This is a genomic window from Kribbella pratensis (assembly GCF_004366075.1).
GTDB lineage: Bacteria > Actinomycetota > Actinomycetes > Propionibacteriales > Kribbellaceae > Kribbella > Kribbella pratensis.
The window spans coordinates 169,643-194,147 of the sequence record NZ_SODU01000005.1; the positions used below are offsets into that span (position 1 = coordinate 169,643).

The window sequence follows — 24,505 nt, forward strand, 5'->3', positions numbered from 1 at the left end:
CTCAACTCCTGAAATGGGCGTGTCCGGTGTCCGCAGCATACGGCGCGCCGTCGACGGTCACCGTCCCGGCCGGTCGTTCCTCGTTGCCCTCAGCAACTGAGCCGATCACTGTCCAGCCCTCGGGGACGTCGGCCGGCTCGAAGGTGCCGACCAGCGCGTGGTCCTCGCCGCCGGTCAGCACGAACTTCAGCGCGTCCACACCGGTCGCCGCAGCCACCGCCTGCAGCGGCTCGGGCACGGTCAGGGCCTTCGTGTGCACATCGATGATCACCTGGCTCGCCGCCGCGATGTGGCCGAGATCGGACAGCAGGCCGTCGCTCACGTCACACAACGAGGAGGCGCCGGCGAGCGCGGCCCGCGGACCTTCGGCGTACGGCGGTTGCGGGCGACGGTGCGCCTCGACGACGGCCCGTGGCGAGCGGAACCCGCGAGCGAGCACCGCCCAGCCCGCCTCGGCCCAGCCGAGCCGGCCGATGTACGCGACCTCGTCCCCCGGGCGAGCGCCCGAGCGCAGCACCGGTGGACGGCCGTCGAGCGAACCGAAGGCGGTCACCGAGACGACGATCTTGTCGGACTGGACCGTGTCGCCGCCGATGATGCTCGCCTCGACCAGCTCGCATTCGTCGACGAGGCCTTGGTTCAGCTCCAGCGCCCACGCGGTCGGCAGGTCGGCAGGCCCGCCGAAACCGACCACGAGCGCGGTCGGGCGGGCACCCATCGCCACTACGTCGGCCAGATTCTGTGCGGCGGCCTTGCGGCCCACGTCGTACGCCGACGACCAGTCCTGGCGGAAGTGCCGACCCTCGACCAGCAGGTCCGTCGTGATCACCATGCGGCCGTCCGGCACCGCCATCACCGCCGCGTCGTCACCGGGACCGACCAGGACGTCCTCACCTGTGGACAGCCCCTTGGTGACGGCCGCGATCAGGCCGAACTCACCCGTGCTCCCCAACGTCTCTGTCACGTCAGCAGACCTCCCATATCGCTGACCGGAGTCTAGGCGGTACCGTGACCGGGCAACGAGTACGCCCGGCCACCTGGCAGTACTGTGGCTGGAGCCAGCTGAGGACGACTGAGTGGAGAACGACGTGGTGGTCCAGGCCTACATCCTGATCCAGACCGAGGTCGGCCGTGCTGCCGACGTCGCGGCGCAGATCGCCGAGGTCCAGGGCGTCACCCTGGCCGAGGACGTCACCGGTCCGTACGACGTGATCGTCCGCGCGGAAGCTCGCAACGTCGACGAGCTGGGCAAACTGGTGGTTGCCCGGGTCCAGAACGTTCCCGGCATCACCCGCACCCTGACCTGCCCCGTCGTCCACATCTGAACCAGACCTGATCGTCGACACGGGGACCCGCCACTTCATCGGTATGCCCAAGCTCCTGCTCGCAGCACCGCCCTGGTCCCGCCCCCGGACCACGCACCGGCCCCCGACCCACCGCGGCCAGCTCGCTCCGCGCGGCCGGCTCGGCCTGCGCAGCCTGGTTGGTCTGCGCGGCCGGTTTGCTCTGCGCAGCCGGCTCGGTCTGCGCAGCTTGGTCGGTCTGATTGGGCTGTTGCTGATTGCCGGGTGCAGCCCCGGGCCGACGCCGGTGCCTGTGCCCTCCCCCGCGCCTGAGGTCGCGGCCGCCTGCGCCGAGCTCGTCAAGGCGCTCCCCGCCAAGGTCCTTGACGCCGAACGCCGCGAGACCTCCCCGAAGAGCCCGCTGACCGCGGCGTACGGCGACCCGCCGATCGAGATGACCTGCGGCGTCACGCCCCCGGCCGGCATGGCCGAGGCCCAGTCCCAGTGCTTCGAGGTGAACGGCGTCGGCTGGTTCGCCAAACAGGTCGAGAACGGCTTCATCTTCACCACTATCGGCCGCAGCCTCTACTTCGAGGTCGCCGTCCCCGCCAAGTACACTCCCGAAGCCAACGCCCTCACCGACGTCTCCGACGCTGTCCAGAAGCACAACAAGCTCGTCACCCCCTGCACCTGACGACTGCATAGTCGATGACGAGCTCGAGACGTCTCGCGTCGGCGTACTGGGCGCGGCCGTGCAGAGCTGCCCTTCAGCCGATCAGATCGGCGAAGACCACCAGATTGGCCTCGTACTTCTTCTTCACGGCATCGAGCCCACCGCACGTGATCAGTCGCAGTCCGGCGTGGTCGATATCGCCGTAGACCGCGGCGCTCGGGAAGGTGGCCTTCGGGTACTCCTGGACCCGGCTCACCCGGAACGTCGCGGTTGAGCGGTCCTGCCGGGCCACCATGATCTTGTCGCCGGGCTTCAGCGAGGCGAGCCTGGCGAAGACACCGGGCCGGCCGGACCAGCGGACGTGGCCGGCGATAACGGCTGGGCCTGTCTCGCCGGGTGTGGGGGCACCGGTGAACCAGCCGGCCGGGAAGCCGTTCGGCGGCACCTGCAAACTGCCGCTGCTGGTCAGGCCGAGACGCATCAGACGTGAATCCACCCCGATCGCGGGGATCCGCACCCGGATCGGGGTGGACGTCCGCAGCGAGGCCGGCTTTCCGCGCCCGTGACCGTGGGGTGGTCGTCGGGACGGTTCGGCGGATGGCTCCGTGCGGGGTGCTGGGGTGTTCTTGCCTACCGCAAGGGTGCGTCTTCCGGTCGGTGCGCCCGTGTTCCGTGTGCTCGGGGTGGGGATGCTGGGCGTGGGTGTGATGACGGTGGTGGTTGGCGCGGCGGCTCCGCTCGGGACCTCGGCCGTGGGTGCGCCTTGAGTCTGCCCCGTGCCTGACTCAGTGGTGCATCCGGCCACAGTGAGGGTGGTCGCGAGGAACAGAACCGCCGCGCCGGTCCTCATGGGGTGCCGGCCAGTGTCCACCAGAACCAGGGGAAGGTCGGCGGCTCCACGAGGAGTATCGACGGGCCGGACGCGTCACCCGTTCCGACAGAACCTCCCGGCGTCCTGGTGACCTGCGGCGGCCTGGGCGTGGTCGGCGGTGTCGTCGGCGGTGTCGTCGGCGGCGTGGTCGGCGGCGTGGTCGGCGGCGTGGTCGGCGGCGTGGTCGGCGGTGTCGTCGGCGGCGTGGTCGGCGGTGTCGTCGGCGGTGTCGTCGGCGGTGTCGTCGGCGGTGTCGTCGGCGGCGTGGTCGGCGGCGTGGTCGGCGGTGTCGTCGGCGGCGTGGTCGGCGGCGTGGTCGGTGGGGTGGTGCTGCAGGTTGGTTTGGTGAGGGTGTTGGTGTCCAGGGTCACCGAGCCGTTACGAGCCAACATCCGGCCGACCGCGGTGGCACCGGTGTTCATCGTGATCGATGTCAGCGCCATGATCGTCCCGCGGAACTGGGTCGCCGTACCGATCGTCGCCGAGCTACCCACCTGCCAGAACACATTGCACGCCTGAGCACCGTTGGTCAGCACCACGCTGCTGCTGGACGCGGTGGTGAGCGTGGAGCCCGCCTGGAACACGAACACCGCCCCCGCGTCGCCTTCGGCATTCAGAGTCAATGCCCCGGTCAGCCCCATCGAGGAGGCCGAGTTGTAGACGCCCTGGGTCAGCGTCTTGCCGCCCAGGTCGTCCGTCACCGGCGTCGGCGGCGACTCCCCGGCGGCGACGTTGTACGCCGTGACCAGATCCTTCTTCGCCTCCTGGGTCACGTTGTCGCCGGCGTGGTTCGTTCCGGTGATCGTCATCGTTCCGGTGCCGGTGATCGCCGGGTTCGGGAAGCTGCCGATGTCCCCCGTGAGCACGGTCGGTCCGGTGTTGGTGATTCCGGCTCCAGCCAGGACCACGAAACTCTCGGCGGTACCGAGTGGCACCGCCACGGCTGCGGCCTGCGCATTGCCTCCGGTGACGAGCAGACCGCCCGCGGATACGACGAGCGCCGCGGCGACCGCCAGTACGCTCAGCCGGAACCGGCCGAGTGTGGGCGCATAGGTGGGCAACTTCATGATCGGTTTCACCCTCAGTCCGTCGATAAGCCGCCTGATCGGTGACAGGACGACTTGTTGTTCGGGCAGTTCGTCGTTGGAGATGCGCGGTCGCAAGAAATGACATCGAGCGATCCGGGACAGGTCCAGGCCCGGTAACAGGACATCGGGAGATCGCCACGGGAAGCAGAACCGTCGCTGTCCCGCCATCGTGCTGGCGTCCCGTTCGATCAGCGGCGGCCTCACGGGCCGTCTCACGCCGATCACAATTCGTTACTGATAGCAGACGCTAGGTCCATGCTGACTTTCTGTCAACAGTTTGATGCGGGCGCTCGGCAATCAAACCTAGTTGTTGCTTCATTCAACTAGTACCGTGCCGCGATCCACCGCTGCTGCGATCGCGGTCCCACGGTGGACACCGGCATACTCGCTGATGGGGTCGGATTCGTCTGCTGGTGGTGTCCGGTTGGGGATGTCGGGCGCGACGTCTCGGGTGGAGGCGCCCGCAGTGGGCGCCCGGAGGACGGGAGTGATCGATGAAGTACATGATCCTGACGTACGCGTCGCAGCAGGACTACGACGGGATGGCGGGGAAGGACACGGGGAAGCCTGCCTGGAAGCCGGAGGACTTCGCGGCGATGGCGCAGTTCATGGACAAGTTCAACAACGAGCTGGTCGAGTCGGGTGAGCTGGTCGAGACGCGCGCGCTGGCGGCGCCGGTGCTGACCCGGCGGCTGGGGTCGAAGGACGGGGAGTCGGTGGTGACCGACGGGCCGTACGCCGAGACACAGGAGGTGCTCGCGGGGTACTGGATCGTCGAGTGCGAGTCGTTCGACCGGGCCACAGAGATCGCGTCGCGGCTCGCCGACACGCCGGCGCCGGAGTTCGTCCGCGCGACGGCGTACGCGGACATCCGGCCGCTTGTCGAGGATCGCGACGACCTGGTGGAGTGACGTGTCATGACTGGTGCTGTCGAGGAGCTGATGCGGGAGCTGGCACCGCAGGTTCTCGGGGCGCTGGTCCGGCGGTACGGGCACTTCGACACGGCTGAGGACGCGGTGCAGGAGGCGCTGCTCGCGGCGGCGCAGCAGTGGCCGGTGGACGGTGTGCCGGACAGTCCGCGCGCGTGGTTGATCACGGTCGCTTCTCGTCGGCTGACGGATCTGCTCCGGCGGGAGCAGGCCCGTCAGCGGCGGGAGGACCGGGTCGCGTCCTGGGCACTGCAGGGCGACCCGGTCGGGGACGCCGACGACACCTTGGTGTTGTTGTTCCTGTGTTGCCATCCGTCGTTGTCGCCGGCGTCGCAGATCGCGTTGACGTTGCGGGCGGTCGGAGGTCTGACGACGGTGGAGATCGCGCGGGCGTTCCTGGTGCCGGAGGCAACCATGACGCGGCGGATCACCCGGGCGAAGACGAGTGTGCAGGACAGCGGCGCGCGGTTCACGATGCCGGCCGATCGCGAGGAGCGGCTGGGCGCGGTGCTGAAAGTCGTGTACCTGATCTTCAACGAGGGTTACGCGAGTACGACGGGGCCGAGTCTTCAACGGGTCGAGTTGGCGGCCGAAGGGATCCGGTTGGCGCGGATGCTGCACCGGCTCCTCCCGGATGATGCCGAGGTCGCCGGCTTGCTGGCGTTGCTGTTGCTGACGGATGCGCGGCGCCCGGCGCGGACCGGGCCGCTCGGTGAGCTGGTGCCGATGGCGGAGCAGGACCGGTCGTTGTGGATTCCGGAGCTGATCCGGGAGGGCGTCGAGCTGATCACGAAGACGCTGCCGCGTGGGCCGGTCGGGCCGTACCAGTTGCAGGCGGCGATCGCGGCGGTGCACGACGAGTCGCCGACGGCCGAGGAGACGGACTGGCGGCAGATCGTCGCGCTGTACGAGGTGCTGCTGCAACTCACCGACAACCCGATGGTTGCCCTCAACCACGTAGTTGCGGTCGCGATGGCGCGCGGTCCGGACGAGGGGCTCGTGTTGCTGCGGTCGATCGAGCACGACGACCGGATCGCCAAGGACCACCGGCTGTCAGCGGTGCGGGCACATCTGCTGGAGATGTCGGGTGACATGTCGGGCGCGCGAGCGGCATACGAGGAAGCAGCAAGCCGCACAACCAGCCTCCCCCAACAACGCTACCTACACGCCCGAGCCGCCGCCCTCCCCACCACCTGACCCCCGCACCACACCCCGCCCCGCACACGTGCTCCCCGCACCACATGGGTTATCCCGTCGCGTGCAGGTCGCGCCGGTTCCTGTGCAGCGGCGGTCGGCCAAGCTGGCTCGGCGGGTCAGCGGAGGTTTTGCCAGGTGTGGCGTTCGGTGGGGCGGTCGTCGGTGGTGGTGCCGGAGGCGGTGTTGAAGTGGCGGCTGATGCGTTGTTGGGGGGTGTACGGCGGCCAGCCGGGGTCGCCGGTTACCGCGAAGTCCACCCAGGACTTGTGGACGAGATCGGCCAGGTGCTGCGGTGGCGCGGGACCCAGCATCGGTGCCGCCGACGGGTCGTCCAGGTTGTCGAACACGAACGCCAACTCAAGGCCGTGACAGGCACCGAGAGCACCATCGCAGGCGGGCGATCGCCAGCCGAACTCGTAGACGTACGTGCCCTGGTGGGCCTCGGCGAGCCGGATCGCGGGGATGCGGTAGTACGAGTCCGTCATGACCGCCGCCAGCACATCACCTGGCGTGGCACCGGGGAGGCCGGCGCGATAACGACGTACGCCGCCTACAGGCAACCCGAAGCGGAGCGCGGCCGCGGCGTACAGGAAGGGTGTGTTCATCCTGGCGCCGACGCCGGTCGGAACGAGGAAGAGCCGCGCCTCCTCGCTGTTCGTGCCGATGAGGAGGTCGACGTCAGCGCCGGCCCCGGCCCGGATACGGTCGAGCGGCGCAGCGGGCAGAAGGTCGCCGTCGACCACGGGACTGAACGGCAGCAGCGTGCGGGCAACGTCACCCCACGGTTTGGCGCGCGGTTTCGCCGCCACCTGCTGGCTGAGGCTGTCCTGCGCGGCAAGCAACCGCGCGACAGGCACCCGAGCGATTGCCGCACGCGTCGGCGCCGTACCGAGGGCCGCGGCCAAACGAGCGCCGACTTGGCGCGCGGACGACGGCCCGATCGTGTTGTGAGCGGCGCCCGACTCGGCGATCGCCCGGTGGAACAGGCCTTCGGCAGCGGGCATTGCGAGCAACGTGCAGACGCTCATCGCACCGGCCGACTCGCCGAAGATCGTCACGTTTCCCGGGTCGCCGCCGAACCCGTCGATGTTGTCGCGGACCCAGGTCAGGGCCGCGATCTGATCGAGCAGCCCGAGGTTCGGCGTACCGTCACCGAACCACAGGAACCCGTCGGCGCCGAGCCGGTAGTTGATCGTCACGAGTACGACGCCGTCGCGGGCGAACCGCGTGCCGTCGTACACGGATAACGCTCCGGAGCCGCTCGTGAACGAGCCGCCGTGGATGAAGACCATCACCGGCGCCCGCCCGCTCAACCCCGGCGTCCAGACGTTCAGGTTCAGGTAGTCGTCGCCCGGGATGATCGTCCGCGGGATGAGTTCACCCAAAATGCCCTCGGTGCGGGTCTGCGGCGCAGTCGCCCCGTAACTACGCGCGTCACGGGGCGAAGTCCACGGCTCCGGCGGTCGCGGCGGCAGGAAGCGGTTCGGGCCGACGGGCGGCGCGGCGTACGGGATGCCCTTGAAGGACAGCACGCCGGCGTCGGTTCCCCGGACGGGGCCGTACTGCGTGCTGACGAGCGGCATCCGGTGGGTCAGCGGAGGCCGGTGGGGCGGGTCATGGCCAGTTGCAGGAGATGCTCGACGAGGCCTGCGTAGTCCTTGCCGGAGGCGGCCCACAGCCGCGGGAACATGCTGGTCGGCGTGAACCCGGGCATCGTGTTGATCTCGTTGATAACCACGCGGTTGTCGGCGTCCAGGAAGAAGTCGACGCGTGCCAACCCCTCGGCCTCGATCGCGTCGAAGGCGATCAGCGCCTTCCCGCGGACCTCGTCGGCGATCTCCGAAGGCAGGTCGGCCGGCACCGAGAGCGCCGTGTACTCCTCGCCCTCCGGCAGGTACTTGGTCTCGAAGTCGTAGAAGTCGTGCCCGCCGCCCGAGATCGCGATCTCGCCGCAGACGCTGACCTCCGGGTTGCCGCCGTTCAGGCCGCCGAGGACCCCGACCTCGATCTCGCGCGGGCTCTTCGCCGACGCCTCGACGATCACCTTCGGGTCGTGCGCCCGCGCCACCACGATGGCCTCGTCGAGCTCTTCGAGGCTGTTCACCTTGCTGATCCCGAGGCTCGACCCGCCCCGGCACGGCTTCACGAACACCGGGTAGCCGAGCGCGTCCACGGCCTCCCGGCAGGCGGCCGGGTCCCGGGTCCAGTCGCGGTCGCGGATCACGACGTACGGCGTGACCTCGAGTCCGGCGGCCTGGAAGACGACCTTCATGTAGTGCTTGTCCATGCCGACGGCGCTCGCGAGTACGCCGGAACCGACGTACCGGATGTCGGACATCTCGAGCAGGCCCTGGATGGTGCCGTCCTCGCCCCACGGACCGTGCAGCAGCGGGAAGACCACGTCGACCTCGCCGAGCGTGCTCGGCACCTGGTCGGGTTCGCTGACCACCAGCTCGCGGTTGGCGCCGAACAGCACCGGCATCGCGGTCACGTCGACCTCCGGGAGCTTGCCGTCGGTGATCGACAGCCGCTCGGGGTCACCGCTCTCGAGCACCCAGTGCCCGCTGGTGCTGATGCCGACCGGGACCACGTCGTACTTGTCCCGATCGATGACCTGCAGGACGTTCGCGGCGGTCACGCACGAGATGGCGTGCTCGCTCGACCGGCCGCCGAACACGACGGCGACACGGGGCTTTCGCTGACTTTCCGAGTACTCACTCACCGGCTCGACTGTAGCGGCCCGGAGATCAGGTTCCGACCGGGGTTCGGTTAAGAACCCTTCAGATCGCAGTAGGTAGCGGCGGGTCCCAGGTGACTGGCAACGCTGTCACTCCGTACACGAGCGTGTTGTCTCGGTAGTCGATTTCCTCGAACGGTACGGCGAGTCGCAGCGTCGGAATGCGGGCGAACAGCCGCGTGAACACCTCCTGCAGTTCAACCCGGGCGAGCTGCTGGCCGATGCACTGGTGCGGCCCGAACCCGAAGGCCACGTGCGCCGCCGCGTTCCGCTCCAGGTCCAGTCGGTCAGGGTCCGGGAACACGCTCTCGTCGCGGTTGGCCGAGGACAGCGCCGCGATCAGGTAACCGCCGGCGTCGATCGTCAACGGGCCGACGGGCAGATCGTCGGTGACGTAGCGGAACAGTCCGAAGTGCACCACGGACAGGTACCGCAGCAGCTCTTCGACCGCGGCCGGTGCGAGCGATGGATCGGCCCGCAGTGCATCGAGCTGCGCCGGATTCGCCAGCAGCGCCAGCGTGCTGAGCGCGATCATGTTCGCGGTCGTCTCGTGGCCGGCGATCAGCAGCGTGACCCCGACCGTCACCAGCTCCTCCAGGCTCAGCGGCGTACCGAGCTCCTCGCCGCGGGTGATCAGCCGGGACAGCAGGTCGTCCTCGCGATGTGCCTGTTTCGCGAGCACCAGGCCGACGATGTACTGGTTAAGCTCGTCGCTGGCCCGCCCGATCTCCTCGGTCCACCCGTCGACCCGGACGAGCAGGGCGCTCCGCTCCTGGAACTCGTCGCGGTCCGAGTACGGAACGCCCAGCAGCTCGCAGATCACCAGCGACGGAATCGGCAACGCGAACTCCTGCACCAGGTCGACCGGCCCACCACCAGCCAGCATCGCGTCGAGCCGTTCCTCGATCATCGACGCGATCCGCGGCCGCATCGCCTCCATCCGCTTGGCCGCGAACTCGGTCGCCAGCATCCTGCGAAGGCGTTTGTGCGCCGCCCCGTCCACCTGCAGGATCGACCCCGACTCCACCTCCCGGTCCAGATCCGCATCCGGTACGACGTGATCGGACGGCGCCAGCCGCGAACTCAGCCGGCTGTCCCGGAGCAGCGTGCGGACCTCGTCGTACCGGCTGATCACGTACGCGTCGACACCGGCCGGCGTCGACACCTTCGCGGGCGCCTCGGTACGGCGGAACGCGGCGTACTCCGGCGCCGGATCGAAGGGGCAACCGGACGGCCTGCGGACGGGGAAGCTCTCGGTCATCGCGCGCCCTCTCCTGGGAATTTGGTAGTGACTACCATATGGCTGACGCTTCCGATCAGGAACAGGCTGCGGCGCGTCGGAGGCGGTACCCTGCCCGCGGAGGTGCTGATGGGACTGCGCGAGGTGAAGCGGGAGCGGACCCGCCGGCTGATCGCGGACAAGGCGTTCGAGCTGTTCAGCGACAACGGGTTCGGCCGGACGACGGTCGAGCAGATCGCGGCGGCGGCCGAGGTCGGGCCGAGCACGCTGTACCGGTACTTCCCGACCAAGGAGGGCCTGGTCCTCGAGTTCGTCGACGACTGCCTGGCCGACGCGGTCGACTGGTTCCACCAGCAGCCCGCGATGGACCTGCCGGACGGTCTGCGCGCGGTGATCGAGCGGGTCCTCGAACAGCTCGAGAGGAACCCGGAACGGATCCGCGCGGTGTTCGACCTGGCCGAGCAGACCGGTTCGGTGAGCGCCCACCTGAACGAGCTGATCTGGCGCTTCCGCACCGATCTCGCCGACGAGCTGGTACGCCGGCTGCCCACGGACGACCCGCGCCGCTCGGAGTTCGTCGCCGCCCTGTCCGCGGGGATCGCGATGAACATCATCGAGACCGTGGTCCGCGTCTGGGTGGACACCCCGGACACCGTCGAGGCGAAGGCGCTGGCCCGGCGCGCGATGCGACTGCTGTCCACCGGCGGCGTCCCACTCCCCGGAGCGCCCGACGCTTGACCCGCCCGATGCGAACGGTCCGTAGGCAGGGACAATTCGGGGTATGAGTCCTGACCTCGATCCGTCCACCGTTGTCGTCCACGCAGGCCGGCCGGAGCGGGTGCCGAATGCGCCCGTCGGCGAGTCCCCGGTCTTCAGCTCGACGTACGTCGCCGGCGGCGATCGTGGCTACGGGCGGTTCGGGAACGACGCCTGGACCGCGCTCGAGGAGACCCTCGGCGAGTTGGAGGGCGGTCGCGCGCTGACGTTCGCTTCCGGGATGGCGGCCGCAGCAGCCCTCATCGATCTGATCCCGGTCGGTGGCCGCGTGGTCGCACCGCAGCACGCGTACTCCGGCGTACTCTCGCTCCTCGATCAGCAGGCGGCAACCGGCCGGCTGAAGGTTGACCGAGTCGACATCGCCGACACAGACGCAGCTGTCCAAGCGGTCGACGGCGCCGACATGCTGTGGATCGAGTCGCCGACGAATCCCGCGATGGAGGTCGCCGAGATCCCGGCCCTCGCCGTGGCAGGCCGTGCCGCCGGCGCGACCGTCGTCGTCGACAACACGTTCGCCACTCCCCTGCTCCAGCAGCCGTTGCGGCTCGGCGCGGACGTCGTGATGCACTCGGCAACCAAGTTCATCGCCGGCCATTCGGACGTTCTTCTCGGCGCGATCGTCACCGCGGACGACGACCTGTGGTCGGCCATCGACCTGCGTCGCCGCAGCCTCGGCGCGATCCCGGGCCCGATGGAGGCCTGGCTCGCGCTCCGCGGCCTGCGCACGCTCGCACTCCGCCTCGAGCGGGCACAGTCGAACGCCGCCTTCCTCGCCGAGCGACTGCGCGAGCACCCACGCGTCAGCCGGGTGCGCTACCCCGGACTACCGGACGATCCGGGACACGACCGGGCCGCGGCGCAGATGTCCGGCTTCGGCGCGATCCTCGCGTTCGAGCTCGGCGGCGACGCGGCCGGCGCCCAGAAGGTTTGCGAGAGCACCGAACTCTGGGTGCACGCGACCAGCCTCGGCGGCGTCGAGTCGATGCTGGAACGCCGCCGCCGCTGGCCGATCGAGGTCCCGACGATCCCCGAGGACCTGATCCGCCTGTCCGTCGGCATCGAACACCCCAACGACCTCTGGGCCGACCTGGAGCAGGCGCTCAACGCCGTGACTTGAGGACCGGTCCGCCGAAGAACGTCAGGATGCACAGGACGACCGGCAGGATGAACGCGATGTTCAGCGGCATCCAGTGCGCGAGGCCGCCGATCAGTGCGGGACCCGCGAGCAGGCCGACGTACCCGAGGCCGACGACACGGGCCATCAGCGCGCCGGACGAGCGCGGGTCGAGGTTGCCGGCGGCGGTGAACAGTTGCGGTACGCCGCCTGCGAGGCCGAGGCCGAAGATCGCCCAGCCGACGAGCGCGACCGGCACCCACGGTACGACGATCACCAGCGTCAGACCGACCGCGGCCATCGCGGCGCCCCAGCGCACGATCGCCGCCGGACCGACGACGGCCGCCACCCGGTCGGTCAGGAACCGGCCGACGGTCATCGCGACCGCGAACGCGCCGTACGCGAAGGCCGCCGTACTGACCGAGGTGCCGAGGATGTCGCGGAAGTGCAGCGCGGCCCAGTCGTTGGCCACCCCCTCGGACAGCATCAGGCCGAACGCGAGCCCGCCGAGCGCCCAGACCAGCTTGGCCGGCGGCTTCGCCCGCGGTGCCGCGTCGTCCGCGTGGTCCTCCTCGATGGTTGCCTCCAGCAAGAACCGGCTGGCGGCCACTGCGATCGCGATGCAGACCAGGCCGGACAGGCCGAGCGTGACCTCGGTCGGTACGCCGGCCCTCAGGGTGGCCGCGCCGATGACGGCGGCGATCGCCCCGCCGATCGACCACATCGCGTGGAAGGCGGCCATGATCGGTCGCGGGTAGCCGCGCTCGACCACGACGGCCTGCGCGTTCATCCCGACGTCGATCGAACCGTTGCCGAAGCCGACGAGGATCAGCGTGAGCCCCAGCGTCCACCAGTTCGTGGCCAGACCGGGGCCGGCGAGCGCGATACCGAGCAGGATGCCCGCCGCCGGGACGAGCCGGCGCTGGCCGAGTCTGTCGACGAGCGGCCCGGCGACCTGCATGCCGATGAACGCGGCGCCGCCGAGGACCAGCAGGAGCAGTCCGAGGGTGCTGTGGGTGATCCCGGTCTTCTGCTCGATGCTCGGGATGTGCACGACCCACATCCCGACGGCGAACCCGTTCAGACCGAAGTACAACCAGGTCGCGACCCGAGCGGCTCGGGGCGGCGCGCTCTGCAGTTGTAGGGTGCTCAACCTGCCACCTCTACCAGTACGCCGCGTTGGGTCAGCATGGTTCGTTGGTCCTCGGGTGCGGAGTCGTCGGTGATGATCAGGTCGGGGCGATCCGCCGGGCAGACGTAGGCGAGGGCGGCGCGGTCCCACTTGGCGCCGTCGGCGAGCACGATGGTGCGGGTGGCAACGTTCATCGCCTCCTGCTTGACCTCGGCGTCGCCCAGGTCGAAGGCCGTCAGTCCCGCGTCGAGACTGAACGCGCAGGGGCTCAGTACGGCGGCGTCGAAGCGAAGTGCACGCAGCGAGGCAACGGTCAGCGGACCGACCAGCGACAGCTCCCCCTTGCGCGCCTCGCCGCCCGGCATCAGCAGCCGGATCCGCGGCGCGTCGGCGAGTTCGTGCGCGACGTGCAGCGAGAGCGGCATCACCGTCATCGTGCGGTCGCGCAGGAGCTTCGCGGTCTCGAGCGCCGTCGTACCGCTGTCGAGCACGATCGTCTCGCCGTCGCGAAGATGCTCGACGGCAGCGCGGGCGATCGCCTGCTTGGCGGCGACGGCGGCCTGGGCGCGCAACGAGTGCGGCGGCTCCAGGCCGGACGGCATCGAAGACACCGCGCCGCCGTGGACGCGCTTCAGCACGCCCTGCGCCGCCAAGAAGTCGAGGTCGCGGCGGACCGTCATGTCCGAGGCCGCGGTCGCCTCGACCAGCTCCTGGACCGACACTCGGTCAACGACTCGTAGTCGTTCTACGATCACTTGGTGCCGTTCCGCGCTTCTCATGCGCAAAAAACTACCATCCGCCTGATCGTTCAAACAGATAGTGTGTTTGCTTGTGACTGAAGACACCACGCTCGTCAAGCGATCGCGGTACGCCGTGGCCGCCGTCTTCTGCGTGCACGGATCGGTGACCGGGTCGTTCGCGACCCGGGTGCCCTGGATCCAGGACCATGCAGGGGTGTCCGCGGGCCAGCTCGGCCTGGCGCTCGCGTTCCCGGCGCTCGGAGCGGCATTGATGATGCCGCTCGCCGCCCGGGTCAGTCACCGGTTCGGGACCCGCACCGCACTGCGCGGGCTGCTCGCGCTCTGGACGCTCTCCCTGATCCTGCCGTCGTTCGCTCCCGGCCTGCTGACGTTGTGCGCCGCGCTGCTGATCTACGGCGGTACGGCGGGGATGGCCGACGTCGCGATGAACGCGCTCGGCGTCGAGGTCGAGCATCGGCTGAAGAAGTCGATCATGTCCGGGTTGCACGGCCTGTGGAGTGTGGGCGCGCTGCTCGGATCCGCGGTCGGGACGGTCGCGGCGCATGCGGACCTCAGTGCGCAGATCCATCACACGATCGCTGCCGTCGTACTGACCGTCGTCGGCGCGGTGGTGTGTCAGTTCGTGCTGAACATCCATCCCGAGGACGACGAGGAGCCTCCCGCACGGTTCGCGCTGCCGCCGAAGTCGGCGTTGCTGATCGGGGCGGTCGGGTTCTGTGCGGTGTTCGCGGAGGGCGCGAGCCTGGACTGGTCGGCCGTGTACCTGCGCGACATCCTGGACAGCTCGGCCGGTGTCGCGGCCGGCGCGACGACCGGGTTCGCGTTGACGATGGCGATCGCCCGGATCACCGGCGATGCGGTCGTCGACCGGTTCGGCGCCGTACGCACAGTGCGCTGGAGCGGCGTGATCGCGACCCTCGGTGGCCTGCTGGTCGTCCTCGCACCGAACGCGATCCTCGCGATGGTCGGCTTCGGCCTGATCGGCATCGGCATCGCGGTCGCCGTACCGCTCGCCTTCGCCGCCGCCGGCCGCACCGGCCCCAACCCGAGCCAGGCCATCGCCGGCGTCGCCACCATCACCTACGCCTCCGGCCTGGTAGCGCCGTCGATCATCGGCGGCATAGCCCAGGCCAGCAACCTGACCATGTCCTTCATCGTCGTCACCGCCCTCGCCGCCGGCCTGGCTGTCTTCGCCCGGGTCCTCGCACCCACCCAGCGGACAGCACCCGGCGACGTCCTCCCGCGGTGATACGAATCATCAGGTGACGACTTTTCGAGTAGCTGGACCAGATGACGCGGCGGCGGTTGCGGAGTTGCACGGTGACAGTTGGCGGCGGCATTACCGGGGTGCTTACGCGGATGAGTTCCTCGACGACGAGTCGCCCGAATATCTCGGAACTATGTGGGCCGAGCGGCTCGCGGCGCGTGACGGTACGTGGACGACGGTGGCGGAGTACGACGGGCAACTGATCGGGCTCTCGCACGTGGTGTACGACGCGGATCCGAAGTTCGGCGCACTCGTCGACAATCTGCACGTCCGGGCACCGCGCAAGCGGCAAGGGATTGGCACGCGGCTGCTCGCACTCACAGCCGAGACGGTGCGGGACACCGGGATCTATCTGTGGGTGCTCGAGCAGAACACCGCCGCGCAAGGCTTCTACGCAGCGCGCGGTGGTATCCGGGGCGAGCGCAAGGAGGTCCCACCGCCGGGTGGTGAGCCGCGTCGCCTCAACGGCCGGCCCGCCTGCTTCCGGTACTACTGGCCGGATCCCGCCACCTTGACGGACTCGATCAGCGCGTACGACGCCTGACTCGCCGCCTCGGGATCACCGGCCCGGATCGCCTCCAGTACGTCGACGTGCGCGTCGAGGATCCGGTGGTCCTCGGGGATCGTCGCGGTTTCCCGGATCGACTCGGCGAGGACCTCGGCGAGGGCGTCGTACAACCGCAGCAACAACGGGTTCCCGCTCACGACGACGACGCCGCGGTGGAAGTCCGCGTCGACCGCCACGAACGCGTCCAGGTCCCCCGCCGCCAGGGCGGCGGCGCGAGCCTCCAGCGCATCGGACAGCGGCCTCAGGTTCGCCGGATCCGCGTGCTGAGCGGCCAACCGAGCCGCGGCCGCCTCGATGCCGGCGCGGGCGTCGAGCACATGCGTGAGCGACGCTGAGAGCTCGTCCCGGGCCAGTACGCCGCTGATCTCGTTGGTCGCCCGCACGTACGTGCCGTCGCCCACGCGCGGCTCCAGCAGACCGGTCAGGCTCAGCGAACGCAACGCCTCCCGCACCGTGCCACGACTCACCCCGAGCTCGCTTGCGAGCTGGTTCTCCCCGGGGATCCGCGACCCGCGCGGCCACGCCCCGGACTCGATCTGCGCCCGGAACCGCTCCGAGACCTGCAGCACGAGCGGCACCTGCCGCACCGGCCCTTCGAGTGACCCCTTCAACGACATCACCTCTTCACGCGTAGCGTACTGTGTAAATGTAGGACATCTGCACAGAGAGAGAGGCGTGTTGTGGCGGTAGTGTCCGAACCAATGGCTCGAGAGCGGTCGGCGCTGATCACCGCGACCGCCTTCGTGGTCGCGCTGAGCCTGCGCCCGGCACTGACCGCGGTCGGTCCGGTGCTGCCGCGGATCGGGCTCGATCTGCACCTCGGTGAGGCCGCGCAGGGTCTGCTGGGCACGCTGCCGCTGCTCGCGTTCGCGGTCGCCTCTCCCCTGGTCCACCTCGCGTCGCGGCGGTTCGGGATGGAGCGGGCGGTGTTCGTCTCACTCCTGGTGCTCGCGGCGAGCAGCGCGCTCCGCCCGTACACGGGCCAGGCCGGTCTGTGGATCGGTACGGCGGTGGTCGGCGGCGCGATCGCGGTCGGCAACGTGCTGGTGCCGGTCATCATCAAACGCGACTACGCCGCACACGTTTCCCGTGCGACCGGCATCTACACCGCATTCATCACCGGCGGCGCCGCGATCGCCTCGATCCTCGCCGTACCGATCGCCGACGCGGTCGACTGGCGGCTGTCACTCGCCGTCTGGGGCGGGCTCGCCGTACTGGTCGCAGTGATCTGGTTGCCGCGGACGTTGTCGCCGGAGCCGATGCCGTCGGCAACAACGGACGACGGCGCTCCGCCGGTGAGCGTCTGGCGGCAGCCGATGGCCTGGCTGGTAACCGGGTTCATGGGCCTGCAGTCCACGAGTTTCTACCTGTTCGTGAACTGGCTTCCCACCATCGAGATCGCGACCGGCGGCGTCTCGGAGCGGTCCACCGGAGTGCATCTGTTCGTCTTCCAGGTGTTCGGCCTGATCGGCGGGCTGAGCATCCCGTTGCTGCTCAAGCACCCGACCAACCAGCGGGCCGGGTTGATGACCGCGAGCGCGCCGATTCTGCTAGCACTGCTAGGTCTGCTGCTGGCGCCGCACCTGGCGATCGTCTGGGCGGTCGTCGGTGGGCTGGGCCAGGGCGCCGGACTGGTCGCCGCGCTGTCGTTGATCAGCCTCCGCGGCCGCGGCCACCACGAGACCACACAGCTGTCCGGGATGGCGCAGGCAGTCGGGTACACGCTCGCCGCTGCCGGTCCGGTCGTCGCGGGCTACTTGACCCAGGTGACCGGCGGCTGGACCACGACGCTGACCGTGTTCGCGACCCTGGCCGCCGTACAAGTCACGCTCGGCTTCGTGGTCGGCCGCGACTCTCGCCCTGTTTGAGCGACTTGGGGAGGGTTTTGGCCCGTTTCGGGTAGAAAACCCTCCCCAAGTTCGGCTACTTGTCGGTGGCGAAGGCGGCGTCGAAGGCGGCTTCGGGCTTGTCGAAGGCGAGTGCACGGATGACGTTGACCGCCTCCGCCGCGCCGACCTTGCGCTCCATACCGGCGTCCTCCCACTCGACCGAGATCGGGCCGTCGTAGCCGATCGAGTTCAGCACCCGGAAGCAGTCCTCCCACTGCACGTCTCCGTGGCCGGTGGAGTAGAAGTCCCAGCCGCGGCGCGGGTCGCCCCACGGCAGGTGCGAGCCGAGCCGGCCGTTGCGTCCGCCGCCGACCCGCATCCGGGTGTCCTTGCAGTCCACGTGGTAGATCCGGTCCTTGAAGTCCCAGAGGAACGCGACCGGGTCGATGTCCTGCCACACCATGTGCGACGGGTCCCAGTTCAGGCCGAACGCCTCGCGGTGGCCGATCGCCTCGAGGGTGAGCGTGGTGGTCCAGTAGTCGTACGCGATCTCCGACGGGTGCACCTCGTGCGCGAACCGCACGCCCTCCTCGTCGAACACGTCGAGAATCGGGTTCCAGCGGTCGGCGAAGTCCTTGTACCCGGCCTCGATGCGCTCCGCCGGCACCGGTGGGAACATCGCGACGTACTGCCAGATCGAGGAGCCGGTGAAGCCGATGACGGTGTTCACGCCCAGCTTCTTGGCCGCGCGGGCGGTGTTCTTCAGGTCCTCCGCGGCGCGCTGCCGGACACCTTCGGCGTCGCCGTCGCCCCAGATCCGGGACGGCACGATCGCCTGGTGCCGGAAGTCGATCGGGTTGTCGCAGACCGCCTGCCCCACCAGGTGGTTGGAGATCGCGAAGACCTGCAGGTTGTACTTCTCCAGGATGTCCTTGCGGGTCTGGACGTACGAGTCGTCGTCAACGGCCTGCTGGACGTCGAAGTGGTCCCCCGAGCAGGCGATCTCGACGCCGTCGTACCCGGCCTCGGACGCGAACTGACAGACCTCCTCGAACGGCAGATCGGCCCACTGACCGGTGAACAGTGTGATCGGGCGTGGCATCTCACAGGCTCCTAAGAGTTCTCGACTGGGATCCAGGCGCTGTCGTCCGCCGCAGACCGCAGTACGGCGTCGACCACGCGAGCGGACCGCGCTCCGGCGGCGAAATCGGGCAGGCCGTCCGGGCGGTCACCCAGTACGGCGGCATAGCTGTCGGCGACGAACGAATCGAACGCGTCCTGGTACCCCTGCGCGTGCCCGGCCGGCAGCCGGTTCACCCGGGCCGCGGGCGGGCTCAAGGTCTCGGGGTCGCGGGTCAGCAGTTGCGAAGCGGTACGGCGACCGACCCAGAGGCGATCCGGGTCCTCCTGGTCGAAGCCGAAGCTCGACTCAGTGCCCGAGACCTCCAGGTACAGCCGGTTCTTGCGGCCGGCCGCGACCTGACTGACCACGATCGTCCCGACCACACCGGCCTCGGTCCGGAACTGCGCCGTGGCCAGGTCCTCGGTCCGTACGTCGACGCCGCCACGCTGCGCTCGTACCGTCCGCAACTGGGCGCTGATCGCGGCGATCCGGTCACCGGTGACGAACTCGGTCAGGTCGCACCAGTGCGACCCGATGTCGGCGAACGTGCGCGACGGCCCACCGGTGGTGTCGTCCACCCGCCAGTTCTGGTCGTCCGCGCCGGCGAGCCAGTCCTGCAGGTACGAGCCGTGCAGGCTGGTGATCACGCCGGCGTCGCCCGCGGCGATCCGGGTGCTCAACTCGCGGACCATCGGGTGATAGCGGTACACGAACGGCACCGCGCCCACCAAACCTGCCTCGACCGCGGCGGCGTGCAGACCGGTCGCGTCCTGCACCGAGGTGGCGAGCGGCTTCTCGCAGACCACGTGCTTGCCCGCTTCGAGAGCCTTCAGCGCGACGTCGCGATGCGTGTTGTTCGGCGTACAGATGTGGACGACGTCGATGTCGGCGGCCAGCAGCTCGTCGAGGGTCGCGAAGCCGCGCTCGGCACCGGTCGCCTCGGCCGCGGCCTCAGCTCTGGCAGGCGACGAGCCGACCGCGCCGACCACCGTCGCCCCGGAGACCAACGCGGACCTGCCATGGACCTGGCCCATGAAGCCGCCGCCGACGATTCCTACCCTGAGCCGTTTGGTGGACACGTCGTAGGACGCTATGGGACCCTTTTGAACCCTGTCAAGCAAAAGTCCAGGCCCAGTACGACGAAAGTCCGGTGATGAGCGATCTCGGTACGGCGGACACGGTGCTGCGGCTGCTCCTCGACGGGCAACCGCGGACGCGCGCCGAGCTGATCGAGCGCAGTGGTCTTGCGCGGTCCACGGTGACCGGGCGGATCGAGGCGTTGCTCGCGGAAGGGCTGGTGGTGCCGTCGGGTGAGGCGGCGTCGACAGGCGGCCGGCCGCCGGCGCGGTTCCGGTTCAATCCGACCGCGCGGCTCGTGCTCGCCGCGGACGTCGGCGCGACGCACCTGTCCGTCGCCCTCACGGACCTGGCCGGCGAAATCCTGCACCGGTCGACCACGCCGCTCGAGATCGCCGAAGGACCCGAAGTCGTCCTCGATGCGGTCGCCCGGGCCGGACATGCGCTGCTGCGCGAGGCCCGAAGGCCACCGGACGATCTGGCGGGCACCGGCGTCGGGCTGCCCGGGCCGGTCGAGCACAACACCGGGCGGCCGAACCATCCGCCGATCATGCCGGGCTGGGACTCGTACGACGTGGTGGGTCGACTGAGCCGTGAGCTCCCCGGACCCGTCCTGGTCGACAACGACGTGAACATCATGGCGCTCGGCGAGCACGCGACGACGTACCCGGACGTCGAGCACCTGCTGTTCGTGAAGGTTGCCACCGGCATCGGAGCGGGCGTGATCAGCGGCGGCCGGTTGCACCGTGGCGCGCAAGGGGCGGCCGGCGACATCGGCCACATCCAGGCGCCCGGACACACCGAACTCTGCCGCTGCGGCAACACCGGCTGCCTGGAAGCGATCGCGTCCGCGGCCGCACTCGCCCGCACGCTGGGCGTCGAGACCAGTCAGGACATCGTCGACCTTGTCCGAGCGGGCAACACGCCCGCGACCACCGCCGTACGCCAAGCGGGCCGCGAGATCGGCACGGTCCTCGCCGCCGCGGTCAGCCTGCTCAACCCGTCCGTGATCGTCGTCGGCGGCTCCCTGTCCCAGGCCGGCGACAGCCTCCTGGCCGGCCTCCGCGAAGCTGTCTACGCGAGATCGTTGCCCCTGGCCACAACCCACCTCCACGTCGTCCGCTCCCGAACCGGCCGCGACGCCGCCCTCCTGGGCGCCGTCACCCTGGTCCTCAACCAGGTCCTGCAGGCCTAGTCGGTCCAGCTGATGGCGAGCTCGTCGATCAGGCGGAGGATCTGGTCGAGGTGGCTGCCGCCGCGGGCCCGGCCGAAGCCGTGGCGGCGGCCCCAGAACGACGACTGTACGGCGATCAGCTGGAGCCAGCGGTTGATGCGTTCGGGGTCGATGCCTGATGCCTCGGCGAACTGCCCGAGCTCGGCGCGCAACTGCCGCAGCAGGTCGGCCGCGAGAAGACCCTCCCCGACGAACAGGTGGTAGGCCCGGGTGCGGAGAAAGATCGCGGCGTCGTACGCCGGGTCGCCGACGTAGCCTTTCGGGTCGATGGCCAGCCATGGCTCGCGGTCCGCGCTGAGGATGTTGCGGGGGTGGAAGTCGCCGTGGATCAGGATCTCCGGCTGATTGCGACCGAGGTCGTCGACGACCGCGAGGGCTGCGTCCACCACCGCCGCGGGCAACGGGTGATCCAGCTCGGCGGCGTCCTTGCGGAGCGCCTCCGCCCACCCGTCGGCCTGCGCCGACAACCGCGGCAGGCCGTCAGGAGCCGGGATGGTCAACTGGCGATGCAGTACGCCGGCGATGGTGACGACGTCCTCGTCGTACTCGAACAGCGTCGACGGATGGGCTCGCTCAAGAAGCATGGCGTAGCGGGCGTCGTCGCGTTCGTACAGCTTGACCGCCCCGCGACCGTCCCACACCTCGAACGCATCCGGCTCGTGATCGTTGCCGGGGTGCGGGAACGACACCTTCAAAGCAGCACCGCGCACCGGCACGACGACGCCGACCTGGCCGTACGCGACCTCGCCGTCGACCGTGCAGTCCCAACGCGCCAGCAGATCCTCGATGATCTCCGGCAACTCGGCGAGCCACGCCGCCCCGGCGTCACCTTCGCGCGCGACTGTGCTCTGCGCGAACGCTTCCGGGATCAACCCCAGCGCTCCGACTTCGCAGAGCGCGACACGAGACTGAACAGCATGTCCTTCGGCGTCATCTCGCCGGCGACCACCTTGGTGACGTGCTCGACGATCGGCATCTCCACGTCGTGATGGTGCGCGAGTTCGCTGATCGACGCGCAGGACTTCACGCCCTCGGCGACCTGACGGGTCCCGCTCGCGATCTCGGCGACCGTCATGCCCTGACCGAGCTTCTCGCCGAAGGTCCGGTTCCGCGACAACGGCGACGAACACGTGGCCACCAGGTCGCCCAGGCCGGCCAGCCCGGAGAACGTGTGCTCGTCCGCACCCAACGCCGTACCCAGACGAGCGATCTCGGCCAGCCCGCGGGTGATCACCGACGCCCGGGCGTTGTCGCCGAACCCGAGACCGACCGCCATCCCGACCGCGAGTGCGATCACGTTCTTGCAGGCGCCGCCGAGCTCGCAGCCGACGACGTCGTTGTTCGTGTACGGGCGGAACGTCGGGGAATGGCACAGCTTCTGCAACCGCGCCGCCGTCCCCTCGTCAGCACAGGCGACGACCGACGCGGCCGGTTGTCCCTCGGCGATCTCGCGCGCCAGGTTCGGCCCCGACACCACCGCGATTCGCTCGGGGCCGGCGCCGGTGAGCTCGGCGATCACCTCGCTCATCCGCTTCGTCGTACCGAGCTCGACGCCCTTCATCAGGCTGACCAGCGGTACGGCGTTCGGCAGCACGCCGGCCCAGTCCGCGAGGTTCTCGCGCAGCGACTGCGACGGCACCGCGAGAACCACGGCCTCCGCCCCGTCGGCCGCCGCGGCGGGATCGTGCGTCGCGGTGATCGCGTCCGGCAACCGCAGTCCCGGGAGGTAGTCGGGGTTCTCGTGCGCGGTGTTGATGTCCGTGCACAACGTCTCCCGCCGGGCCCACAGGGACACGTGGTTCCCCGCGTTCGCCAGCACCACGGCGAACGCCGTACCCCAGGACCCCGCGCCGAACACCGCTACTTTCGTCATTCCTTTTCCTCACCGTCGGCGGCTTTCCTGGCCTTGCGCAGGTCGTAGAGCTCCTTGGGCGGGGTCTCGCCGCGCAGTTCGCCGAGGGTCTCGGCCACCCGGGCCATGATCACCTCGGTTGCCTCGTGCAACAGCTGGTTGGTCAGCGGCTTGCCTTCGAAGGCGCTCAGGTCGACGGGCGCACCGGCCCGCACCTGCAGGGTCTTGCGCGGCAGCAACCGGATCCGGATCTTGCCGGTGTACGACTGCAGGATCTCCTGCGCGCCCCAGTTCGCGACCGGAATCACCGGGCAGCCGGTCATCAGCGCGATCCGCGCGGCGCCGGTCTTGCCGGTCATCGGCCACATCTCGGGATCGCGGGTGATCGTTCCCTCCGGGTAAACGCCCACACACTCACCGCGTTCGACCGCGGCCACCGCGTCCCGGAAGGCGTCCACGGCCTGCGCGGAATCCCGATACACCGGGATCTGCCCGGCACCGCTGATGATCTTCCCGAGCACCGGGATCTTGAACACCGACGCTTTTCCGAGGAAGCGCGGGATCCGCCGGCACTCCCAGATGAAGTACCCGAGCAGCACCGGGTCGAAGTGCGAGACGTGGTTCGGCACGTACACCACGCCGCCGGTGCGGGGCATGTTCTCCCGTCCGGTGAACCGGCACTTGGTGAACACGATCATGAACGGCTTGACGATCGCGACGATCACCCCGAACCAGAATCCACGCGGCGGCCGTGGGTCCGCCTGCCTCGCGTCCACAGCTGCCTCCTGGTGCTCATGATGGCCGTCGGTCATGGGAGAATCCTGCCTGATGGCAGACCTACAGGTCGCTCCCTGGACCCTGGTGATCCCGGTGAAGCGTACGGCGATCGCGAAGAGCCGGCTCGCTGCGGCCTACCCTCAGCACCGTCCCGAACTGGCCCGCGCGTTCGCTGTCGACACTACTGCGGCCGCTCTCGGCTCTCCCCTGGTGCAGGCCGTCCTGGTGGTCACCGACGACCCGCTGGTCGCCGCGGACGTGACCGCCGCCGGAGCGCACGTGGTCCCGGACCTGCCCGCCGCCGGTCTCAACGAAGCCTTGCTGCATGGAGCCACTGTGGCCGCTGCCGAGTTCGGAGGCAACGCAATCGCAGCCCTCTCGGCTGATCTTCCCGCCCTGCGCCCGGCCGAACTGACCGCCGTCCTCGCAGCCTGTACGGCGCCGCGCTCGTTCGTGATCGACCAGCCCGGCACCGGTACGACGTTGCTCGCCGCGGCGCCCGGGGTGGCGCTGGATCCCCGCTTCGGCGTGGGTTCCGCCCTGGCGCACCAGGCGTCCGGGGCGATGCCGATCGAGCTGACCGCGATCGAGTCGGTACGCCGTGACGTCGACACGGCCGCCGATCTCGCGCACGCCGTACAACTGGGAGTCGGTCCGGCGACCGCGGACGTGATGTCGCTGGTGCTCGGTGCCGCGACCGGGACCGAAGGTCTAGCCTGCTGACATGCAGGCAACCGTGAGCCGCTACGACGGCGAGACGTTCTCCGGTGCAGTGCTGACGGACACCGGGATCGAGCTCCCGTTCACCGTGCACGCCGTCTCGGACACACCGGTCCGCCACCTGCGGGTGGGCCAGCGGGTGCGGATCGAGACCACTGGTTCGGGTGCGGGACTGGCGATCACCAAGCTGGAGTTCGGCACCGCTCTGTAGTTGCCACAAGCATCTCCGGATACTTTCTCCGGACACTTCTCGGGA

The 24,505-nt window shown here is 69.5% G+C and carries 26 protein-coding genes; 12 read left to right on the forward strand and 14 right to left on the reverse strand.

Features of this window, described 5'->3' with window-relative positions; translation table 11 throughout:
• Position 1: 1 nt before the first annotated feature.
• Positions 2–964, reverse strand: a complete 963-nt coding sequence (locus EV137_RS37495) for a thiamine-phosphate kinase (RefSeq protein ID WP_134011167.1) — start codon at positions 962–964, stop codon at positions 2–4.
• Between the two features lie 124 nt (positions 965–1,088).
• Here EV137_RS37495 and EV137_RS37500 point away from each other — a divergent pair, with 124 nt between their 5' ends.
• On the forward strand, positions 1,089–1,325 hold the full coding sequence (locus EV137_RS37500) for an Lrp/AsnC family transcriptional regulator (protein ID WP_170990044.1): 237 nt from the start codon (positions 1,089–1,091) through the stop codon (positions 1,323–1,325).
• Positions 1,326–1,368: 43 nt separating this feature from the next.
• Positions 1,369–1,977: a DUF3515 domain-containing protein gene (locus EV137_RS37505; protein WP_134132907.1), complete on the forward strand. Its 609-nt coding sequence runs from the start codon at positions 1,369–1,371 to the stop codon at positions 1,975–1,977.
• 73 nt (positions 1,978–2,050) lie between these two features.
• Here the strand turns inward: EV137_RS37505 and EV137_RS41685 are convergent, their stop codons facing one another.
• Both EV137_RS41685 and EV137_RS37515 read right to left on the reverse strand, forming a co-directional pair.
• Positions 2,051–2,806, reverse strand: coding sequence for a class F sortase (locus EV137_RS41685; protein WP_134132909.1), 756 nt, complete (start codon positions 2,804–2,806; stop codon positions 2,051–2,053).
• On the reverse strand, positions 2,803–3,894 hold the full coding sequence (locus EV137_RS37515; RefSeq protein ID WP_134132911.1) for an ice-binding family protein: 1,092 nt from the start codon (positions 3,892–3,894) through the stop codon (positions 2,803–2,805). Before EV137_RS37515 ends, EV137_RS41685 begins: the two co-directional genes overlap by 4 nt.
• A gap of 515 nt (positions 3,895–4,409) precedes the next feature.
• Between EV137_RS37515 and EV137_RS37520 the strand changes: the two genes are divergently transcribed.
• On the forward strand, positions 4,410–4,826 hold the full coding sequence (locus tag EV137_RS37520; RefSeq protein WP_134011158.1) for a YciI family protein: 417 nt from the start codon (positions 4,410–4,412) through the stop codon (positions 4,824–4,826).
• A gap of 6 nt (positions 4,827–4,832) precedes the next feature.
• The gene (locus tag EV137_RS37525) at positions 4,833–6,041 is read left to right on the forward strand and encodes an RNA polymerase sigma factor (RefSeq protein ID WP_134132912.1); all 1,209 of its coding nucleotides are present in this window, start codon (positions 4,833–4,835) and stop codon (positions 6,039–6,041) included.
• A gap of 116 nt (positions 6,042–6,157) precedes the next feature.
• Here the strand turns inward: EV137_RS37525 and EV137_RS37530 are convergent, their stop codons facing one another.
• From EV137_RS37530 to EV137_RS37540, 3 genes are read right to left on the reverse strand one after another with little or no spacing between them, the layout of a single operon-like run.
• Positions 6,158–7,624, reverse strand: a complete 1,467-nt coding sequence (locus EV137_RS37530; RefSeq protein WP_134132914.1) for a carboxylesterase/lipase family protein — start codon at positions 7,622–7,624, stop codon at positions 6,158–6,160.
• An 8-nt stretch (positions 7,625–7,632) separates the two neighbouring features.
• On the reverse strand, positions 7,633–8,763 hold the full coding sequence (locus tag EV137_RS37535; protein ID WP_134132916.1) for a D-alanine--D-alanine ligase family protein: 1,131 nt from the start codon (positions 8,761–8,763) through the stop codon (positions 7,633–7,635).
• 58 nt (positions 8,764–8,821) lie between these two features.
• Positions 8,822–10,039 (reverse strand): cytochrome P450, encoded by a 1,218-nt coding sequence (locus EV137_RS37540; RefSeq protein ID WP_134132917.1) that lies wholly within the window; start codon positions 10,037–10,039, stop codon positions 8,822–8,824.
• Between the two features lie 108 nt (positions 10,040–10,147).
• Between EV137_RS37540 and EV137_RS37545 the strand changes: the two genes are divergently transcribed.
• Both EV137_RS37545 and EV137_RS37550 read left to right on the forward strand, forming a co-directional pair.
• Positions 10,148–10,756: a TetR/AcrR family transcriptional regulator gene (locus EV137_RS37545; RefSeq protein ID WP_134011150.1), complete on the forward strand. Its 609-nt coding sequence runs from the start codon at positions 10,148–10,150 to the stop codon at positions 10,754–10,756.
• 43 nt (positions 10,757–10,799) lie between these two features.
• Entirely contained in the window at positions 10,800–11,912 is a 1,113-nt protein-coding gene (locus EV137_RS37550) for a trans-sulfuration enzyme family protein (protein ID WP_134132918.1), read from the forward strand.
• Here EV137_RS37550 and EV137_RS37555 read toward each other — a convergent pair.
• Positions 11,896–13,062, reverse strand: a complete 1,167-nt coding sequence (locus EV137_RS37555; protein ID WP_134132920.1) for an MFS transporter — start codon at positions 13,060–13,062, stop codon at positions 11,896–11,898. The two genes, EV137_RS37550 and EV137_RS37555, sit on opposite strands and share 17 nt — an antisense overlap.
• Positions 13,059–13,820 carry a DeoR/GlpR family DNA-binding transcription regulator gene (locus tag EV137_RS37560; RefSeq protein ID WP_134011144.1) on the reverse strand — a complete coding sequence of 254 codons (762 nt, stop codon included), beginning with the start codon at positions 13,818–13,820 and terminating at the stop codon, positions 13,059–13,061. Before EV137_RS37560 ends, EV137_RS37555 begins: the two co-directional genes overlap by 4 nt.
• 52 nt (positions 13,821–13,872) lie before the next feature.
• On the opposite strand from EV137_RS37560, the gene EV137_RS37565 reads away from it, so the two are divergent.
• On the forward strand, positions 13,873–15,051 hold the full coding sequence (locus tag EV137_RS37565) for an MFS transporter (RefSeq protein WP_134132921.1): 1,179 nt from the start codon (positions 13,873–13,875) through the stop codon (positions 15,049–15,051).
• Positions 15,052–15,064: 13 nt separating this feature from the next.
• A complete protein-coding gene (locus tag EV137_RS37570) occupies positions 15,065–15,613 on the forward strand; it encodes a GNAT family N-acetyltransferase (protein ID WP_134132922.1) in 549 nt (182 codons plus the stop codon).
• Here EV137_RS37570 and EV137_RS37575 read toward each other — a convergent pair.
• On the reverse strand, positions 15,559–16,248 hold the full coding sequence (locus tag EV137_RS37575; protein WP_166680129.1) for a FadR/GntR family transcriptional regulator: 690 nt from the start codon (positions 16,246–16,248) through the stop codon (positions 15,559–15,561). The genes EV137_RS37570 and EV137_RS37575 overlap by 55 nt on opposite strands.
• Before the next feature lie 90 nt (positions 16,249–16,338).
• Between EV137_RS37575 and EV137_RS37580 the strand changes: the two genes are divergently transcribed.
• Positions 16,339–17,505 carry an MFS transporter gene (locus EV137_RS37580; protein ID WP_166680130.1) on the forward strand — a complete coding sequence of 389 codons (1,167 nt, stop codon included), beginning with the start codon at positions 16,339–16,341 and terminating at the stop codon, positions 17,503–17,505.
• Between the two features lie 55 nt (positions 17,506–17,560).
• Here the strand turns inward: EV137_RS37580 and EV137_RS37585 are convergent, their stop codons facing one another.
• Together EV137_RS37585 and EV137_RS37590 are read right to left on the reverse strand one after the other, a co-directional pair.
• Positions 17,561–18,568: a sugar phosphate isomerase/epimerase family protein gene (locus tag EV137_RS37585; RefSeq protein ID WP_134011136.1), complete on the reverse strand. Its 1,008-nt coding sequence runs from the start codon at positions 18,566–18,568 to the stop codon at positions 17,561–17,563.
• 11 nt (positions 18,569–18,579) lie between these two features.
• Entirely contained in the window at positions 18,580–19,668 is a 1,089-nt protein-coding gene (locus EV137_RS37590; protein WP_238175830.1) for a Gfo/Idh/MocA family protein, read from the reverse strand.
• A 74-nt stretch (positions 19,669–19,742) separates the two neighbouring features.
• On the opposite strand from EV137_RS37590, the gene EV137_RS37595 reads away from it, so the two are divergent.
• Complete coding sequence (locus EV137_RS37595; protein ID WP_134132925.1) at positions 19,743–20,861, forward strand: ROK family transcriptional regulator; 1,119 nt, start codon at positions 19,743–19,745, stop codon at positions 20,859–20,861.
• On the opposite strand, the gene EV137_RS37600 is transcribed toward EV137_RS37595, so the two are convergent.
• The 3 genes from EV137_RS37600 to EV137_RS37610 are packed head-to-tail and all read right to left on the reverse strand — an operon-like array spanning position 20,858 to position 23,564.
• Entirely contained in the window at positions 20,858–21,772 is a 915-nt protein-coding gene (locus EV137_RS37600) for an aminoglycoside phosphotransferase family protein (protein WP_202871327.1), read from the reverse strand. The two genes, EV137_RS37595 and EV137_RS37600, sit on opposite strands and share 4 nt — an antisense overlap.
• Positions 21,769–22,773, reverse strand: a complete 1,005-nt coding sequence (locus EV137_RS37605; protein ID WP_134011132.1) for an NAD(P)H-dependent glycerol-3-phosphate dehydrogenase — start codon at positions 22,771–22,773, stop codon at positions 21,769–21,771. Before EV137_RS37605 ends, EV137_RS37600 begins: the two co-directional genes overlap by 4 nt.
• Positions 22,770–23,564, reverse strand: coding sequence for a lysophospholipid acyltransferase family protein (locus EV137_RS37610; RefSeq protein ID WP_134132926.1), 795 nt, complete (start codon positions 23,562–23,564; stop codon positions 22,770–22,772). The genes EV137_RS37605 and EV137_RS37610 overlap by 4 nt, the downstream gene beginning before the upstream one ends.
• A gap of 16 nt (positions 23,565–23,580) precedes the next feature.
• Between EV137_RS37610 and cofC the strand changes: the two genes are divergently transcribed.
• Both cofC and EV137_RS37620 read left to right on the forward strand, forming a co-directional pair.
• The gene (gene cofC, locus EV137_RS37615; RefSeq protein WP_134011130.1) at positions 23,581–24,252 is read left to right on the forward strand and encodes a 2-phospho-L-lactate guanylyltransferase; all 672 of its coding nucleotides are present in this window, start codon (positions 23,581–23,583) and stop codon (positions 24,250–24,252) included.
• A 1-nt stretch (position 24,253) separates the two neighbouring features.
• On the forward strand, positions 24,254–24,460 hold the full coding sequence (locus EV137_RS37620; protein WP_134011129.1) for a hypothetical protein: 207 nt from the start codon (positions 24,254–24,256) through the stop codon (positions 24,458–24,460).
• Positions 24,461–24,505 lie beyond the last annotated feature (45 nt).

What these genes read in the sequence shown, in the direction of transcription:
- EV137_RS37505 (WP_134132907.1), top strand. Translation starts at nt 1,369, where the DNA reads ATGCCCAAGCTCCTGCTCGCAGCACCGCCCTGGTCCCGCCCCCGGACC.
- EV137_RS41685 (WP_134132909.1), bottom strand. Translation starts at nt 2,806, where the DNA reads ATGAGGACCGGCGCGGCGGTTCTGTTCCTCGCGACCACCCTCACTGTG.
- EV137_RS37515 (WP_134132911.1), bottom strand. Translation starts at nt 3,894, where the DNA reads ATGAAGTTGCCCACCTATGCGCCCACACTCGGCCGGTTCCGGCTGAGC.
- EV137_RS37520 (WP_134011158.1), top strand. Translation starts at nt 4,410, where the DNA reads ATGAAGTACATGATCCTGACGTACGCGTCGCAGCAGGACTACGACGGG.
- EV137_RS37525 (WP_134132912.1), top strand. Translation starts at nt 4,833, where the DNA reads ATGACTGGTGCTGTCGAGGAGCTGATGCGGGAGCTGGCACCGCAGGTT.
- EV137_RS37530 (WP_134132914.1), bottom strand. Translation starts at nt 7,624, where the DNA reads ATGCCGCTCGTCAGCACGCAGTACGGCCCCGTCCGGGGAACCGACGCC.
- EV137_RS37540 (WP_134132917.1), bottom strand. Translation starts at nt 10,039, where the DNA reads ATGACCGAGAGCTTCCCCGTCCGCAGGCCGTCCGGTTGCCCCTTCGAT.
- EV137_RS37545 (WP_134011150.1), top strand. Translation starts at nt 10,148, where the DNA reads ATGGGACTGCGCGAGGTGAAGCGGGAGCGGACCCGCCGGCTGATCGCG.
- EV137_RS37550 (WP_134132918.1), top strand. Translation starts at nt 10,800, where the DNA reads ATGAGTCCTGACCTCGATCCGTCCACCGTTGTCGTCCACGCAGGCCGG.
- EV137_RS37560 (WP_134011144.1), bottom strand. Translation starts at nt 13,820, where the DNA reads ATGAGAAGCGCGGAACGGCACCAAGTGATCGTAGAACGACTACGAGTC.
- EV137_RS37580 (WP_166680130.1), top strand. Translation starts at nt 16,339, where the DNA reads ATGGCTCGAGAGCGGTCGGCGCTGATCACCGCGACCGCCTTCGTGGTC.
- EV137_RS37585 (WP_134011136.1), bottom strand. Translation starts at nt 18,568, where the DNA reads ATGCCACGCCCGATCACACTGTTCACCGGTCAGTGGGCCGATCTGCCG.
- EV137_RS37595 (WP_134132925.1), top strand. Translation starts at nt 19,743, where the DNA reads ATGAGCGATCTCGGTACGGCGGACACGGTGCTGCGGCTGCTCCTCGAC.
- EV137_RS37605 (WP_134011132.1), bottom strand. Translation starts at nt 22,773, where the DNA reads ATGACGAAAGTAGCGGTGTTCGGCGCGGGGTCCTGGGGTACGGCGTTC.
- EV137_RS37610 (WP_134132926.1), bottom strand. Translation starts at nt 23,564, where the DNA reads ATGACCGACGGCCATCATGAGCACCAGGAGGCAGCTGTGGACGCGAGG.
- cofC (WP_134011130.1), top strand. Translation starts at nt 23,581, where the DNA reads ATGGCAGACCTACAGGTCGCTCCCTGGACCCTGGTGATCCCGGTGAAG.
- EV137_RS37620 (WP_134011129.1), top strand. Translation starts at nt 24,254, where the DNA reads ATGCAGGCAACCGTGAGCCGCTACGACGGCGAGACGTTCTCCGGTGCA.